General features: G+C 50.6%; 13 protein-coding genes. 10 read left to right on the top strand and 3 right to left on the bottom strand.

The window, feature by feature from the left end; translation table 11 throughout:
• Positions 1-41 precede the first annotated feature (41 nt).
• The gene (locus ACOTZD_RS00480; protein WP_026094296.1) at positions 42-506 is read right to left on the bottom strand and encodes a YchJ family protein; all 465 of its coding nucleotides are present in this window, start codon (positions 504-506) and stop codon (positions 42-44) included.
• 113 nt (positions 507-619) lie between these two features.
• Here ACOTZD_RS00480 and rssA point away from each other — a divergent pair, with 113 nt between their 5' ends.
• From rssA to galU, 3 genes are all read left to right on the top strand, one after another.
• Complete coding sequence (gene rssA, locus ACOTZD_RS00475; protein ID WP_045351007.1) at positions 620-1,522, top strand: patatin-like phospholipase RssA; 903 nt, start codon at positions 620-622, stop codon at positions 1,520-1,522.
• Between the two features lie 89 nt (positions 1,523-1,611).
• Positions 1,612-2,625 carry a two-component system response regulator RssB gene (gene rssB, locus ACOTZD_RS00470; RefSeq protein WP_003856721.1) on the top strand — a complete coding sequence of 338 codons (1,014 nt, stop codon included), beginning with the start codon at positions 1,612-1,614 and terminating at the stop codon, positions 2,623-2,625.
• 199 nt (positions 2,626-2,824) lie between these two features.
• Positions 2,825-3,730 (top strand): UTP--glucose-1-phosphate uridylyltransferase GalU, encoded by a 906-nt coding sequence (galU, locus tag ACOTZD_RS00465; RefSeq protein ID WP_003856723.1) that lies wholly within the window; start codon positions 2,825-2,827, stop codon positions 3,728-3,730.
• Between the two features lie 202 nt (positions 3,731-3,932).
• Here the strand turns inward: galU and hns are convergent, their stop codons facing one another.
• Positions 3,933-4,346, bottom strand: a complete 414-nt coding sequence (gene hns / locus ACOTZD_RS00460; RefSeq protein WP_003856724.1) for a histone-like nucleoid-structuring protein H-NS — start codon at positions 4,344-4,346, stop codon at positions 3,933-3,935.
• Positions 4,347-4,896: 550 nt separating this feature from the next.
• On the opposite strand from hns, the gene tdk reads away from it, so the two are divergent.
• A complete protein-coding gene (gene tdk, locus ACOTZD_RS00455) occupies positions 4,897-5,511 on the top strand; it encodes a thymidine kinase (RefSeq protein WP_003856726.1) in 615 nt (204 codons plus the stop codon).
• A gap of 69 nt (positions 5,512-5,580) precedes the next feature.
• On the opposite strand, the gene adhE is transcribed toward tdk, so the two are convergent.
• Entirely contained in the window at positions 5,581-8,262 is a 2,682-nt protein-coding gene (gene adhE / locus ACOTZD_RS00450) for a bifunctional acetaldehyde-CoA/alcohol dehydrogenase (protein ID WP_003856730.1), read from the bottom strand.
• Between the two features lie 480 nt (positions 8,263-8,742).
• On the opposite strand from adhE, the gene ACOTZD_RS00445 reads away from it, so the two are divergent.
• From ACOTZD_RS00445 to oppF, 6 genes are all read left to right on the top strand, one after another.
• On the top strand, positions 8,743-9,390 hold the full coding sequence (locus tag ACOTZD_RS00445) for a YchE family NAAT transporter (protein WP_017384236.1): 648 nt from the start codon (positions 8,743-8,745) through the stop codon (positions 9,388-9,390).
• Between the two features lie 769 nt (positions 9,391-10,159).
• The gene (gene oppA / locus ACOTZD_RS00440; protein ID WP_003856736.1) at positions 10,160-11,791 is read left to right on the top strand and encodes an oligopeptide ABC transporter substrate-binding protein OppA; all 1,632 of its coding nucleotides are present in this window, start codon (positions 10,160-10,162) and stop codon (positions 11,789-11,791) included.
• A gap of 82 nt (positions 11,792-11,873) precedes the next feature.
• Positions 11,874-12,794: an oligopeptide ABC transporter permease OppB gene (gene oppB / locus ACOTZD_RS00435; protein WP_022651360.1), complete on the top strand. Its 921-nt coding sequence runs from the start codon at positions 11,874-11,876 to the stop codon at positions 12,792-12,794.
• A 12-nt stretch (positions 12,795-12,806) separates the two neighbouring features.
• Positions 12,807-13,715 carry an oligopeptide ABC transporter permease OppC gene (oppC, locus tag ACOTZD_RS00430; protein WP_003856740.1) on the top strand — a complete coding sequence of 303 codons (909 nt, stop codon included), beginning with the start codon at positions 12,807-12,809 and terminating at the stop codon, positions 13,713-13,715.
• A gap of 11 nt (positions 13,716-13,726) precedes the next feature.
• Positions 13,727-14,740: an ABC transporter ATP-binding protein gene (locus ACOTZD_RS00425; RefSeq protein WP_003856742.1), complete on the top strand. Its 1,014-nt coding sequence runs from the start codon at positions 13,727-13,729 to the stop codon at positions 14,738-14,740.
• Entirely contained in the window at positions 14,737-15,741 is a 1,005-nt protein-coding gene (gene oppF, locus ACOTZD_RS00420) for a murein tripeptide/oligopeptide ABC transporter ATP-binding protein OppF (protein WP_003856743.1), read from the top strand. The genes ACOTZD_RS00425 and oppF overlap by 4 nt, the downstream gene beginning before the upstream one ends.
• Positions 15,742-15,750 lie beyond the last annotated feature (9 nt).

Here is a 15,750-nt window from a genome sequence, read left to right as displayed (position 1 = left end):
CGCCGGGAAATCCTGTTTATGTATTTGCGAAGTCTGAGTTGTCAGGCATTACTGCCGCAACACTTTTTAAATTTTTTTCCTGAACCACAGGGGCAGGGATCGTTACGACCGAATTGCGGACGTGTGCCGTCAATATAATACCATTGCCCGCTGTCCTTTAAGAACCGTGAGCGTTCAATGATGGCGCCGGGTTTGTTTTGTTCGCTAAAGCGGGCGACAAAACTGACATAGCCCTCGTTGGCATCGCGGCCGGGAGCGGCTTCAAAGACGGTGAGGCCCAGCCAGACGGTGTTGGCAAATCCGGCTTCAATCTCTTGGCGAAAATCGGCAGCATGGCAGGACGGATGCCAGGTTTTAATCAGGTAGTCTGCGTTTTTGATCACAAAAGCAGTATACCGCGAGCGCATAAGGTGTGACGGCTCTGGTGCAACCTGCTCGCCAGAAAGATATCGCTGGCAACATAGGCTATACTCCAGAGCGCTACCACAGGGGCAGAGTTGAGACACGATTCTCTTCCTGGAACAAAAAATAAGGCGTTAAACGCTTAAGGTAGCAATATGTTAACTGAGCAGGTGCGTTGACGCTATGTCGGGAATCCAGGGGAAGTAAAACAGGGCTAATGAGAAAGGTAAAAATTGGACTGGCGTTGGGCTCAGGTGCAGCCCGGGGTTGGTCACATATTGGCGTTATCAATACCTTAAACCAGATGGGGATTGACGTTGATATTGTCGCAGGATGTTCTATCGGGTCGCTGGTCGGATCTGCGTACGCCTGCGGTAAGCTCCCGGAGCTTGAAAGCTGGGTGCGCTCCTTCAGTTACTGGGATGTGCTGCGCCTGATGGATCTCTCCTGGCAGCGTGGCGGCCTGCTGCGCGGCGAACGCGTGTTCAATCAGTTTCGCAAGATAATGCCCCTCGCTGACTTCAGCCACTGCCAAATGCCTTTCGGGGCCGTTGCAACCAACCTCAGTACGGGCAGGGAGTTATGGCTCACCGAAGGGGATATTCATCTCGCCGTTCGTGCATCCTGTAGTATGCCTGGGTTAATGGCGCCTGTGCCTCACAACGGCTACTGGCTCGTTGATGGGGGCGTAGTGAATCCTGTACCCATCTCTCTGACCCGCGCCATGGGGGCGGATATCGTCATTGCCGTGGATTTACAGCACGATGCTCACCTCATGCAGCAAGATTTGATGCCGGTTAATCTTCAGAGCGATGATGCGGAAGAAGAGAAACTTGCCTGGCATGCTCGATTACGCGGCAGAATAGGGCGCCTGGCTGCCCGTCGCGCGGTGACCGCACCGAACGCCATTGAAATCATGACGACCTCTATTCAAATTCTTGAGAATCGCCTGAAGCGAAACCGTATGGCTGGCGATCCTCCGGATATTCTTATTCAACCCTATTGTCCACAAATCTCTACCCTTGATTTCCACCGGGCTGAGGCCGCCATAGCAGCGGGCTCGTTAGCCGTCGAAAAGAAAATAGATGAACTGTTGCCTTTTGTGCGTACAGCACGTTGAGCACTTTTTTGATTACTTCAGCAAAATCTGACAGGCGATAGTACCAATAGCATGCCACTATTGAGTAACTGTCAGCCAGGGGAGGAACCATGACACAGCCATTGGCCGGAAAACATATTTTGATAGTAGAAGACGAGCCCGTTTTCCGATCGCTACTGGATTCGTGGTTATCCTCACTGGGTGCAACCACGTCCCTTGCCGAAGATGGCGTCGAGGCACTGGAAAAAATGGCCAGCATGGCGCCGGATCTGATGATCTGCGATCTTGAGATGCCGCGCATGGACGGATTAATGCTGGTAGAAAACCTGCGTAATGAAGGTTATCAGACACCGATACTGGTGATCTCGGCCACCGAAAATATGGCGGATATTGCTAAGGCGTTGCGTTTAGGTGTGCAGGATATTCTGCTCAAACCGGTTAAAGATTTGAACCGTCTGCGTGAAACGGTGTTGGCCTGCCTGTATCCCAATATGTTTAATTCCCGGGTGGAAGAAGAAGAACGTCTTTTCCAGGACTGGGATGCTTTAGTCAGTAATCCTCTCGCGGCCGCGAAGCTGCTTCAGGAACTTCAGCCGCCGGTGCAGCAAAATATCTCTCATTGCAGAGTAAATTATCGCCAGCTGGTAGCGGCTGACCAGCCTGGACTGGTGCTGGATATTGCGCCGCTCTCGGATTCCGACCTCGCTTTTTATTGCCTGGATGTTACCCGAGCGGGAGATAACGGCGTTCTGGCGGCCTTATTACTCCGGGCGCTGTTTAATGGATTGCTACAGGAACAATTATCCCATCAGGGGCAACGACTTCCTGAGCTAGGCAGTTTACTAAAACAGGTCAACCAACTTTTTCGCCAGGCCAATTTACCGGGGCAGTTCCCGCTTCTGGTTGGCTATTATCACAGCGGGTTGAATAACCTTATTCTGGTGTCTGCGGGATTAAATGCCACACTGAATACTGGCGAACACCATATTCAGGTGAGTAACGGCGTGCCGTTGGGTACGCTGGGAAATACTTACCTTAATCAAATTAGCCATCGCTGCACCTCCTGGCAGTGCCAAATTTGGGGTGCCGGAGGGCGGTTACGCTTAATGTTGTCCACGGAGTAAGCAGTCAGATTTTATTTTTCAGATTGCTTTACCTGTGTTTTTGCTGGCAGTGCTACTATCGCTGCAAGTTTCATGCGTATTTGTCTTAATTGATCGGCAACGCGTTCTTTTCAGACCCGTATTAGTGGCTGAGACTGTATACTCAACGCGTTATTCAATGCATAAAAGTTCAAAACTTGAACAGTTCAGGAGAATTTCAATGGCTGCCCTTAATTCGAAAGTCAGAAAGGCCGTTATCCCGGTGGCGGGATTGGGTACCAGGATGTTGCCAGCGACGAAGGCAATCCCAAAAGAGATGCTGCCTCTGGTTGATAAGCCATTAATCCAGTATGTCGTGAATGAATGTATTGCAGCAGGTATCACCGAAATTGTGCTGGTGACGCATTCATCTAAAAACTCTATCGAAAACCATTTCGATACCAGTTTCGAACTCGAAGCAATGCTGGAAAAACGCGTTAAGCGCCAGCTGCTGGAGGAAGTGCAGTCTATTTGTCCTCCACACGTTACCATTATGCAGGTTCGTCAGGGCCTGGCGAAGGGCCTGGGGCATGCAGTATTGTGCGCACATCCTGTAGTGGGTGATGAGCCGGTCGCGGTTATTCTGCCTGATGTGATCCTTGATGAGTACGAGTCCGATCTTTCCCAGGAAAACCTGGCGGAAATGATTAAACGCTTCGACGAAACCGGCAGCAGCCAGATTATGGTTGAGCCAGTCGACGACGTGACCGCTTACGGCGTGGTTGACTGCAAAGGCGTTGACCTGCAACCTGGCGAAAGCGTACCGATGGTTGGCGTTGTTGAAAAACCTAAAGCGGACGTCGCGCCGTCTAACCTTGCTGTCGTTGGTCGTTACGTACTGAGCGCTGAAATTTGGGCGCTGCTGGCGAAAACGCCTCCGGGTGCGGGCGATGAAATCCAGCTGACGGATGCTATCGATATGCTGATCGAGAAAGAGACCGTGGAAGCCTACCATATGAAAGGTAAGAGCCATGACTGCGGGAATAAGCTCGGTTATATGCAGGCATTCGTCGAATATGGTATTCGCCATAACAGCCTGGGTGAAGAATTTAAAGCCTGGCTCAAAGGTAGCGTGGGTATTAAGTAATAAACTCACCAGCCTGTGAACAAGACCGGTGTGGCGTCGCCCACCGGTTTTTTTATGCCTGTCACTCTGTAAATGACGGGGGATTGTCAAGGACGTTAAATACGGAGCCTCACAATATGACAGAATGTAAGGAGATGTTCGGGCGGATATTACAGGCATAAAAAATCCCGCATTAAGCGGGATTTTTCAGAATCTTTCCAGATTAATCCTTGATCAGGAAGTCATCCAGTTGTTTACCTTGTTCGTCCATTGCTTTCTTGATTACAGCAGGAGTACGGCCCTGGCCAGTCCAAGTTTTCTCTTCGCCGTTCTCATCGATGTAGCTATATTTAGCAGGACGTGCCGCGCGTTTTGCTTTGGTACCGGTTTTAGCCGCAGCCATGCTGTTCAGCAATTCGTTTGGATCGATACCATCGGCAATCAGCATTTCGCGATACTGTTGCAGTTTACGTGTACGTTCTTCGATTTCAGCCGCAGCTGCGCTTTCTTCTTCACGACGTTCGTTAACTACAACTTCTAATTTTTCGAGCATTTCTTCAAGCGTCTCAAGGGTACATTCTCTTGCCTGCGCACGAAGAGTACGGATGTTGTTCAGAATTTTAAGTGCTTCGCTCATTGTAGTAATCTCAAACTTATAATGGGGGTGGGTTTGTTGTCCTAATAATAGAGCCTTAATTTCACTTGTGCAATAGGTGGGAATGTAAGGAATTCAAAAAATACAAAATAAACGACGCTATTATTAATTACGCTAACTTAAATTTCATTGTTTGTTGGGGCTGCGAGATATCGTTTCAAACGGCAAAAGCGCGTCATTTGCATGTTTGTTTTGTGACTTTTACCTCAGGAATTATAGTTGCGGTTGATAAATATCAGCCTTTTGTATTACCCCGTGTAAACGCAGCGAAGCCAGGAATAGTTAATAAATAGTGAATTTTAATGAACGAAGAAGACACTATAAAAAGAAGTGTTATCTCTGGTTGCGGTCTCACCTTATTGTCAGTGTTTAATGCCTTTACTGCCTGTTTTAACGCATTATTTTGCGCTACTCGCGAAGGATTTACCGGTGCATGGCAGGTTGGAGTGTGCTGCTCGCCGCAGCTGACGGTACAAAATATGGTACAATGATCCATCGGGAATATTTCACATTGATTAGGGTTCTTCGGCCAATGGCACAACTTTATTTCTACTATTCGGCAATGAATGCAGGGAAATCGACGGCGTTACTGCAATCCTCATACAATTATCAGGAGCGGGGGATGCGTACCGTTGTTTATACCGCCGAAATCGACGATCGCTTTGGGGCAGGGAAGGTAAGCTCAAGAATAGGGCTTTCATCGCCTGCAAGGCTGTTTAACCCTGAAACGGACCTGCTGGAGGACATTCGTGCCGAGCATGCCTCTAAGCCTGTCCATTGCGTGCTGGTAGATGAAAGCCAGTTTCTGACCCGTGAGCAGGTCCATGCGCTTTCAGAGGTCGTTGATGAGCTGGATATTCCCGTTCTTTGCTATGGATTACGTACCGATTTTCGTGGGGAGTTATTTGCCGGCAGCCAGTATCTGCTCGCCTGGTCGGATAAGCTGGTTGAGCTGAAAACAATCTGCTTTTGTGGCCGCAAGGCAAGTATGGTTCTTCGCCTGGACCAGTCGGGTAAACCCTATGCTGATGGCGAGCAGGTGGTGATAGGAGGCAATGAACGTTATGTCTCGGTCTGCCGCAAGCATTATAAAGAGGCGCTGGCTGTAGGCTCGCTGACGGCGTTACAGGGCGACAATCGAAAATAACATGAATGTTTTACCGATCCTCAGATATAAAAAAACCCGCCGCTGGCGGGTTTTTTATCACACTGTCAACTAAGCGTTTTTCTTCGCTTTCTTGTCAGCCTTTACAACTGCGGGGATTTCAACTTTTACGGCTGCGACATCGCTTTCAGTGAAGTTACGACCGTAATAAGTATCCAGCAGGATCTGTTTCAGTTCGGAAATCAGTGGGTAGCGCGGGTTAGCACCAGTACACTGGTCATCGAATGCATCTTCAGACAGCTTATCTACGTGAGCGAGGAAGTCAGCTTCCTGAACGCCTGCTTCGCGGATAGATTTAGGAATACCCAGTTCCGCCTTCAGACTTTCCAGCCATGCCAGCAGTTTTTCGATCTTCGCGGCAGTACGGTCGCCCGGTGCGCTCAGACCCAGGTGATCTGCGATTTCAGCATAACGACGGCGCGCCTGTGGACGGTCATACTGGCTGAATGCAGTTTGCTTGGTTGGGTTATCGTTGGCGTTATAACGGATAACGTTGCTGATCAACAGGGCGTTCGCCAGACCGTGAGGAATGTGGAACTGTGAACCCAGCTTGTGCGCCATAGAGTGACAGACACCCAGGAAGGCGTTAGCAAACGCGATGCCCGCGATTGTTGCCGCACTGTGTACACGTTCACGCGCAACAGGGTTTTTCGAACCTTCGTTGTAAGAAGCTGGCAGGTTTTCTTTCAGAAGTTTCAGCGCCTGCAAAGCCTGACCGTCAGAGAACTCAGAAGCCAGTACGGAAACGTAAGCTTCCAGAGCGTGAGTTACCGCATCCAGACCACCGAACGCACACAGTGATTTCGGCATTTCCATGACCAGGTTGGCGTCAACGATAGCCATATCTGGCGTCAGTGCGTAGTCAGCCAGCGGGTATTTCTGACCGGTTGCGTCATCAGTCACAACGGCAAATGGCGTCACTTCTGAACCAGTACCGGAAGTGGTGGTGACGGCGATCATTTTCGCTTTCACGCCCATTTTCGGGAACTTGTAGATACGTTTACGGATATCCATAAAGCGCAGCGCCAGTTCTTCGAAGTGAGTTTCCGGATGCTCGTACATCACCCACATAATTTTCGCAGCGTCCATTGGGGAACCGCCACCCAGTGCGATGATCACATCAGGTTTGAAGGAGTTCGCCAGTTCAGCGCCTTTACGTACAACGCTCAGGGTTGGGTCAGCTTCAACTTCAAAGAAGACTTCAGTTTCCACGCCAGCCGCTTTCAGAACAGAGGTGATCTGGTCTGCATAGCCATTGTTGAACAGGAAACGGTCAGTCACGATGAGCGCACGTTTGTGGCCATCAGTAATCACTTCATCCAGCGCGATTGGCAGAGAGCCGCGGCGGAAGTAGATAGATTTCGGAAGTTTGTGCCACAACATGTTTTCAGCTCGCTTAGCAACGGTTTTCTTGTTGATCAGGTGTTTTGGACCAACGTTTTCAGAGATGGAGTTACCACCCCAGGAACCACAACCCAGAGTCAGGGAAGGTGCGAGTTTGAAGTTGTACAGATCACCGATACCACCCTGAGAAGCAGGGGTGTTGATCAGGATACGTGCCGTCTTCATCTTCTGACCGAAGTAAGCAACACGCTCAGGCTGGTTATCCTGATCGGTGTACAGGCAAGAGGTGTGGCCGATACCGCCCATTGCCACCAGTTTCTCTGCTTTTTCTACCGCGTCATCAAAATCTTTCGCACGGTACATTGCCAGCGTTGGGGAGAGTTTCTCGTGAGCAAACGGCTCACTTTCATCAACGACTTTCACTTCACCAATCAGAATCTTGGTGGTAGCAGGGACGCTAAAGCCAGCGAGTTCAGCAATTTTATACGCTGGCTGACCTACGATAGCTGCGTTCAGCGCGCCATTTTTCAGGATCACGTCCTGAACGGCTTTCAGTTCTTTACCTTGCAACAGGTAGCCGCCGTGGCTGGCGAAACGTTCACGAACGGCGTCGTATACCGAATCAACCACGACAACAGACTGTTCAGATGCACAGATAACGCCGTTATCGAAGGTTTTAGACATCAGCACAGAAGCAACTGCACGCTTGATATCTGCCGTTTCGTCGATCACAACAGGGGTATTACCTGCGCCTACGCCGATGGCGGGTTTACCGGAGCTGTATGCTGCTTTAACCATACCAGGACCACCGGTCGCCAGAATCAGGTTAATGTCCGGGTGATGCATCAGAGCGTTGGACAGTTCAACAGAAGGTTGGTCGATCCAGCCGATCAGATCTTTTGGCGCACCCGCAGCAATGGCTGCCTGAAGCACGATATCTGCTGCTTTGTTGGTGGCGTCCTTCGCACGTGGATGCGGAGAGAAAATGATTGCGTTACGAGTCTTCAGACTGATGAGAGATTTGAAGATGGCGGTAGAGGTTGGGTTAGTGGTTGGAACGATACCGCAAATGATGCCGATCGGTTCTGCGATGGTGATGGTGCCGAAAGTATCGTCTTCTGACAGCACACCGCAGGTTTTCTCATCTTTATAGGCGTTGTAGATATACTCTGAAGCAAAGTGGTTTTTGATCACTTTATCTTCAACGATACCCATGCCGGATTCGGCAACGGCCATTTTAGCGAGAGGGATTCGAGCATCAGCAGCAGCCAGAGCGGCCGCGCGGAAGATTTTATCAACCTGTTCTTGGGTGAAATTGGCATATTCACGCTGGGCTTTTTTTACGCGCTCGACGAGGGCGTTCAGTTCAGCGATATTGGTAACAGCCATAATGCTCTCCTGATAATGTTTAAACTCTTTTAGTAAACCAGCGCTCGATACGTCTGACAGTATAGTCAGAGCCGATCCCACTTGCGTAACACACAGTAAAACAAAGGATTACTCACTGCTCCAGCTCACTAATTTACTAAAAGAGCCTTACCTTAGCATCATACCTTTTTGATAGGTGATCTCCCTGGCGGCGTAACCAAGATTACTCACTTCTGAGTACGAAAATTATGATCAAGATCAATTTTGTCCTAAGCTGATACCTTTCAGCAGGGTTATTTTGTGCTAATTATTCTACTGTTAAATAATTAAGTAACTATTGGAAGCGGCAATATCATTGATTACACAAATGTTTAACATCATGAATTGATAACGTTTAAGAACAGATTTCTGGTGAAGTGTGCGGCTAAAAAGCGTATCTTCAGCGCGGATTTATCATGACACGCAGTTTCTCCCTGGACATGCTCAATTGCGGAGCTTAATGTGATTCAAACGCTCTTTGATTTCCCTACATATTTCAAGTTTTTTATCGGCTTGTTTGCTCTGGTTAACCCGGTAGGGATCATCCCTGTCTTCATCAGTATGACCAGCTATCAGACGGCTGCGGCACGAAATAAAACCAACCTGACGGCAAACCTGTCGGTGGCGATCATCCTACTTACGTCTCTTTATCTCGGGGACGCCATTCTTCAGGTCTTCGGCATCTCGATTGATTCGTTCCGTATAGCAGGCGGGATCCTGGTGGTGACGATTGCCATGTCGATGATCAGCGGCAAGCTGGGGGAGGATAAACAGAACAAACAGGAAAAATCAGAGACAGCTATCCGCGAGAGCATTGGGGTTGTGCCACTGGCACTGCCGCTGATGGCGGGCCCGGGGGCGATCAGTTCCACCATTGTCTGGGGAACGCGCTACCACAGCCTGATGCACCTGATTGGCTTTTCCGTCGCCATTGCGCTGTTCGCGCTGTGCTGCTGGGGCGTATTTCGTATGGCGCCATGGCTGGTTCGCTTGCTGGGACAAACGGGCATCAACGTGATTACCCGTATCATGGGTCTGTTGTTAATGGCGTTGGGCATCGAATTTATCGTTACCGGTATAAAAAGTATTTTCCCCGGGTTAGTACACTGACTTTCATTTGAAAGAGCGGAGCCAGCGGCTCCGTTTTTTTTACGTGATTATCTGCAAATCATATAAATAAAGTTGAAATAGGCGCCAGTCATAATAAGTTCTACTAATAACTCTCTTTTGTTGTTTTTCAAGAGGTTGTTTATTTTCATTTCCCCTTGCCGCGCATAAATCCCTCAAACCCTCTGTTATTTTACTCACATGATACTCTGGGGCTTGCTGACAGATAACCGAAATGATATTAGTAATTTCGATGCTGACTCAGACGAATGTGCTAAATAATAATCAATTGTTAAATTATCGTGAAAAGTCGTTCAACTAAGCCATGTCGTCGCGTTTGGAGCAACAAAATTTCTTATCTGTATGAATTATATCTCTTTTTGTTGATTTCGGCGTAAGCCAGGGTTGGCGCCTTAGTTATGCCAGCCATCGTAAAAGAGAAATGCTTAACAAATTTGCAAAATGTATTGGCGAGAGTTGGCACCATTTGGTACTTTCCGGCCTTATATTTTGCAGCATTAAACAAGTTGATGAGAACTATTTTCATATAGCCCTCACGTAAGATATCCAACGCATCTCTCTGACAGGGGAGCGGTGTAAAGAATCGACGCAAGACCGCCGTACGAGCGGTCAGTAATAATGAAGTCGGTGATAGCAAGAAGTAAAAAAGAACCTGACAGTAGCAAAAAAAACTCCTGCGCTGTACAGGCCCCAACAGGGGATTACACAACTGGCGAAGGCCAGTCATTATAATGAGTGGAGTATCAACACAATGTCCATCATCACAAAAAAAAGTCTGGTAGCGGCGGGGATTTTAACTGCGCTAATCGCGGGCAACGCTGCAATGGCTGCGGACGTTCCTGCTGGTGTTCAGCTGGCTGAGAAGCAAACGCTGGTACGTAATAACGGTGCGGAAGTGCAGTCTCTTGATCCGCACAAAATTGAAGGTGTTCCAGAGTCTAACGTTAACCGCGATCTGTTTGAAGGTCTGCTGGTGACTGACGTAGACGGCCACCCGGCTCCGGGCGTGGCGGAAAAATGGGACAACAAAGATTTTAAAGTCTGGACCTTCCATCTGCGTAAAGATGCGAAATGGTCCGACGGTACGCCGGTTACCGCCGAAGATTTCGTCTATAGCTGGCAGCGTCTGGCGGATCCAAATACCGCCTCCCCGTATGCGAGTTACCTCCAGTATGGCCATATTGCCAATATCGATGACATCATCACGGGTAAAAAGCCAGTAACCGACCTGGGCGTAAAAGCCATCGATGCCAACACCTTTGAAGTGACGTTGAGCGAACCTGTTCCGTACTTCTATAAGCTGCTGGTTCACCCGTCCGTCTCCCCGGTACCAAAATCCGCGGTGGAAAAATTTGGTGAAAAATGGACGCAGCCTGCGAATATCGTGACCAACGGTGCATATAAGCTGAAGGACTGGGTCGTTAACGAACGTATGGTGCTGGAGCGCAACCCGCAGTATTGGGATAATGCGAAGACCGTTATCAATCAGGTCACCTACCTGCCAATCTCTTCTGAAGTGACGGACGTAAACCGCTACCGCAGTGGTGAAATCGACATGACCTATAACAACATGCCGATTGAACTGTTCCAGAAGCTGAAAAAAGAGATCCCGAAAGAAGTTCACGTCGATCCGTATCTGTGCACCTACTATTACGAAATTAACAACCAGAAAGCACCGTTCACCGACGTACGTGTTCGTACCGCACTGAAGCTGGCTCTGGATCGCGACATTATCGTGAATAAAGTGAAGAATCAGGGCGACCTGCCAGCTTACAGCTACACCCCGCCTTACACCGACGGTATGAAGCTGGTTGAACCTGAATGGTTCAAATGGTCCCAGGAAAAACGTAACGAAGAAGCGAAAAAACTGCTGGCTGAAGCTGGCTATACCGCCGACAAGCCGCTGACCTTTAGCCTGCTGTACAACACCTCTGATCTGCATAAAAAACTGGCTATTGCCGTCGCGTCTATCTGGAAGAAAAACCTCGGCGTGAACGTGAAGCTGGAAAACCAGGAATGGAAGACCTTCCTCGATACGCGCCACCAGGGAACCTTTGACGTGGCACGTGCAGGATGGTGTGCGGACTATAACGAACCGACCTCATTCCTGAACACCATGCTGAGCGACAGTTCGAACAACACCGCACACTATAAGAGCCCGGCGTTTGATAAGCTGATTGGCGAAACCCTGAAGGTGGCAGATGACGCCCAGCGCGCCGATCTGTACGCGAAATCAGAACAACAGCTCGATAAAGACTCTGCGATCGTTCCGGTTTACTACTACGTTAACGCCCGCCTGGTGAAACCATGGGTAGGGGGTTATACCGGTAAAGACCCGTTGGATAATATTTCCGTTAAGAATCTTTATATTATCAAGCATTAATGGCAATACGTGGGGCGAGCGAGCTTGCCCCACTGTGTCTATTTTGTAACATTCATCAGGCACACGCCAGAAGGTACGGGCAATGTTGAAATTTATCCTGCGTCGCTGTCTTGAAGCGATTCCAACGTTATTTATTCTAATTACAATTTCCTTCTTCATGATGCGTCTTGCACCGGGCAGTCCTTTTACCGGTGAACGCACGCTTCCGCCAGAAGTTATGGCCAACATCGAAGCGAAATACCATTTAAACGATCCTATCACCACGCAGTACTTCAACTATCTGAAGCAGCTTGCACACGGTGATTTTGGTCCGTCATTTAAATATAAAGACTATTCCGTTAACGACCTGGTGGCGTCCAGCTTCCCGGTATCGGCTAAATTAGGAGCTGCTGCATTTATCCTGGCCGTTGTTCTCGGTGTCACTGCGGGCGTTATCGCCGCGCTTAAACAAAATACCCGATGGGATTACGCCGTAATGGGGGTCGCAATGACCGGGGTGGTTATCCCCAGCTTCGTTGTTGCGCCGTTGCTGGTCATGATATTCGCCATAACCCTGAAATGGCTTCCCGGAGGCGGCTGGAACGGCGGGGCGCTGAAGTTCATGATATTGCCGATGGTGGCATTATCTCTGGCCTACATCGCCAGTATCGCCCGTATTACCCGCGGTTCAATGATTGAAGTCCTGCATTCGAACTTCATCCGTACCGCCCGTGCGAAAGGGCTGCCGATGCGCCGGATTATTTTCCGTCATGCCCTCAAGCCTTCACTGTTACCGGTACTCTCCTATATGGGGCCTGCTTTCGTCGGCATTATCACCGGTTCAATGGTGATTGAAACCATTTATGGCCTGCCGGGCATCGGGCAGCTGTTTGTTAACGGGGCGCTTAACCGTGACTATTCGCTGGTGCTGAGCCTGACGATCCTCGTGGGCGCGCTGACCATTCTGTTTAATGCCGTTGTCGATGTGCTGTATGCCGTTATCGACCCTAAAATCCGTTACTAACTGGAGCACGCCATGATGTTGAGTAAGAAAAACAGCGAGGCGCTGGAAAACTTCAGTGAAAAGCTGGAGGTTGAAGGTCGTAGCCTTTGGCAGGACGCCCGCCGTCGTTTTATGCATAACCGCGCCGCCGTTGCCAGCCTGGTCGTGCTGGTGCTTATTGCGCTGTTTGTCACCCTGGCGCCAATGCTCTCTCAGTTCACCTATTTCGATACGGACTGGGGCATGATGTCCAGCGCGCCGGATATGGAATCCGGGCACTATTTCGGTACCGACTCTTCCGGGCGTGATTTGCTGGTGCGAGTGGCGATTGGCGGCCGTATCTCCCTGATGGTTGGCATCGCGGCGGCGCTGGTGGCGGTGATCGTCGGCACGCTTTACGGTTCGCTTTCCGGATACCTCGGCGGGAAAGTGGACTCCGTGATGATGCGTCTGCTAGAAATCCTGAACTCCTTCCCGTTCATGTTCTTCGTCATTCTGCTGGTGACCTTCTTTGGTCAAAATATCCTGCTGATCTTCGTGGCGATCGGGATGGTGTCCTGGCTGGATATGGCGCGTATTGTGCGCGGCCAGACGCTGAGCCTCAAACGTAAGGAGTTTATCGAAGCCGCACAGGTTGGTGGTGTTTCTACCGCCAATATTGTGGTGCGTCATATCGTTCCTAACGTGCTGGGCGTGGTGGTGGTATACGCCTCCCTGTTGGTGCCAAGTATGATCCTGTTTGAATCTTTCCTGAGCTTCCTGGGATTAGGTACGCAAGAGCCGCTGAGTAGCTGGGGCGCTCTGTTAAGTGATGGCGCAAACTCCATGGAAGTGTCACCGTGGTTACTCCTGTATCCGGCGGGCTTCCTGGTCGTCACCCTGTTCTGTTTCAACTTTATCGGCGATGGCCTGCGTGATGCCCTCGACCCGAAAGACCGTTAAGGAGCGCCGTCATGACTATTATTGAAACGGCAACCGCGCCACAGGCGCAACAGCGGACCAGCGCACTGCTGGACGTTAAAGACCTCCGCGTGACGTTTAAAACCCCCGACGGTGATGTTACTGCCGTTAACGATCTCAACTTCGACCTGCGTGCCGGTGAAACGCTGGGCATTGTGGGCGAATCCGGTTCCGGTAAATCCCAGACCGCATTCGCGCTGATGGGCCTGCTGGCGTCAAACGGCGTGATCGGTGGTTCGGCGACGTTTAACGGAAAAGAGATCCTGAATTTGCCGGAACATGAGCTGAATAAGCTGCGCGCGGAGCAGATTTCAATGATTTTCCAGGATCCGATGACGTCCCTGAACCCCTATATGCGTGTGGGCGAACAGCTGATGGAAGTGCTGATGCTCCACAAGGGGCTGGGTAAAGCCGAAGCGTTTGAAGAGTCCGTCAAAATGCTGGATGCGGTGAAAATGCCTGAGGCACGTAAGCGCATGCGCATGTATCCGCACGAATTCTCCGGCGGTATGCGCCAGCGCGTCATGATCGCGATGGCATTGCTTTGTCGGCCAAAACTGCTGATCGCTGATGAACCGACCACCGCTCTGGACGTGACCGTCCAGGCGCAGATCATGACGTTGCTGAACGAGCTGAAGCGCGAGTTCAACACCGCCATCATCATGATCACCCACGATTTAGGCGTCGTTGCCGGGATCTGCGACAAAGTGTTAGTCATGTATGCAGGTCGCACGATGGAATACGGTAATGCCCGCGATGTGTTCTACCAGCCAGCCCATCCGTACTCTATCGGGTTGCTGAATGCCGTACCGCGCCTTGATGCGGAAGGGGAGTCGCTGCTGACTATCCCGGGTAACCCGCCAAACCTGCTGCGTCTGCCAAAAGGCTGTCCGTTCCAGCCGCGTTGTCCGCATGCGATGGAAATCTGTAACAGCGCACCGCCGCTGGAAGCGTTTGTCCCTGGCCGTCTGCGCGCCTGCTTTAAGCCGCTGGAGGAGCTGGTATGAACGCAATCGACGAAAAAAGAAATGTGCTGCTCGAAATCGCTGACCTGAAGGTCCATTTCGATATCAAAGACGGTAAACAGTGGTTCTGGCAGCCTGCCAAAACCCTGAAAGCGGTGGATGGCGTCACGCTACGCCTGTACGAAGGGGAGACCCTGGGCGTGGTGGGTGAATCTGGCTGCGGCAAATCGACATTTGCGCGTGCGATCATCGGCCTGGTGAAAGCCACCGACGGGAAAGTGGCCTGGCTTGGCAAAGATCTGCTGGGGATGAAGCCGGATGAATGGCGCGACGTGCGCAGCGACATCCAGATGATTTTCCAGGATCCGCTGGCGTCCCTGAACCCGCGTATGACCATTGGCGAAATCATTGCCGAGCCGCTGCGCACCTATCATCCGAAGATGCCGCGCCAGGAAGTTCGCGATCGGGTGAAAGCGATGATGCTCAAGGTGGGTCTGTTACCTAACCTCATAAACCGCTACCCACATGAGTTTTCCGGCGGTCAGTGCCAGCGTATCGGTATCGCACGCGCGTTGATCCTTGAACCAAAACTGATTATCTGTGATGAACCGGTTTCGGCGCTGGACGTCTCCATCCAGGCCCAGGTGGTTAACCTGCTACAGAAACTGCAACGGGAAATGGGGCTGTCGCTGATCTTCATCGCCCACGATCTGGCGGTGGTAAAACACATTTCGGACCGTGTGCTGGTCATGTATCTGGGCCACGCCGTGGAGCTGGGTACGTATGATGAGGTGTACCACAATCCGCTGCACCCTTATACCAAAGCGCTGATGTCTGCGGTTCCCGTTCCGGATCCCGATCTGGAAAAAAATAAAACCATTCAGCTTCTGGAAGGTGAACTGCCTTCGCCAATCAACCCGCCTTCAGGCTGCGTATTCCGTACGCGATGCCCAATAGCCGGGCCGGAATGTGCAAAAACACGGCCGGTTCTGGAGGGCAGTTTCCGACATGCGGTTTCCTGCCTGAAAGTAGACCCGTTATAATCGCAAGGG

This window comes from Enterobacter cloacae complex sp. SHL022 (assembly GCF_049237785.1).
Classification (GTDB): domain Bacteria; phylum Pseudomonadota; class Gammaproteobacteria; order Enterobacterales; family Enterobacteriaceae; genus Enterobacter; species Enterobacter hormaechei_C.
Note: the sequence above shows the minus strand (reverse complement) of the source record. Positions and strands in the feature narration are given on the sequence as shown.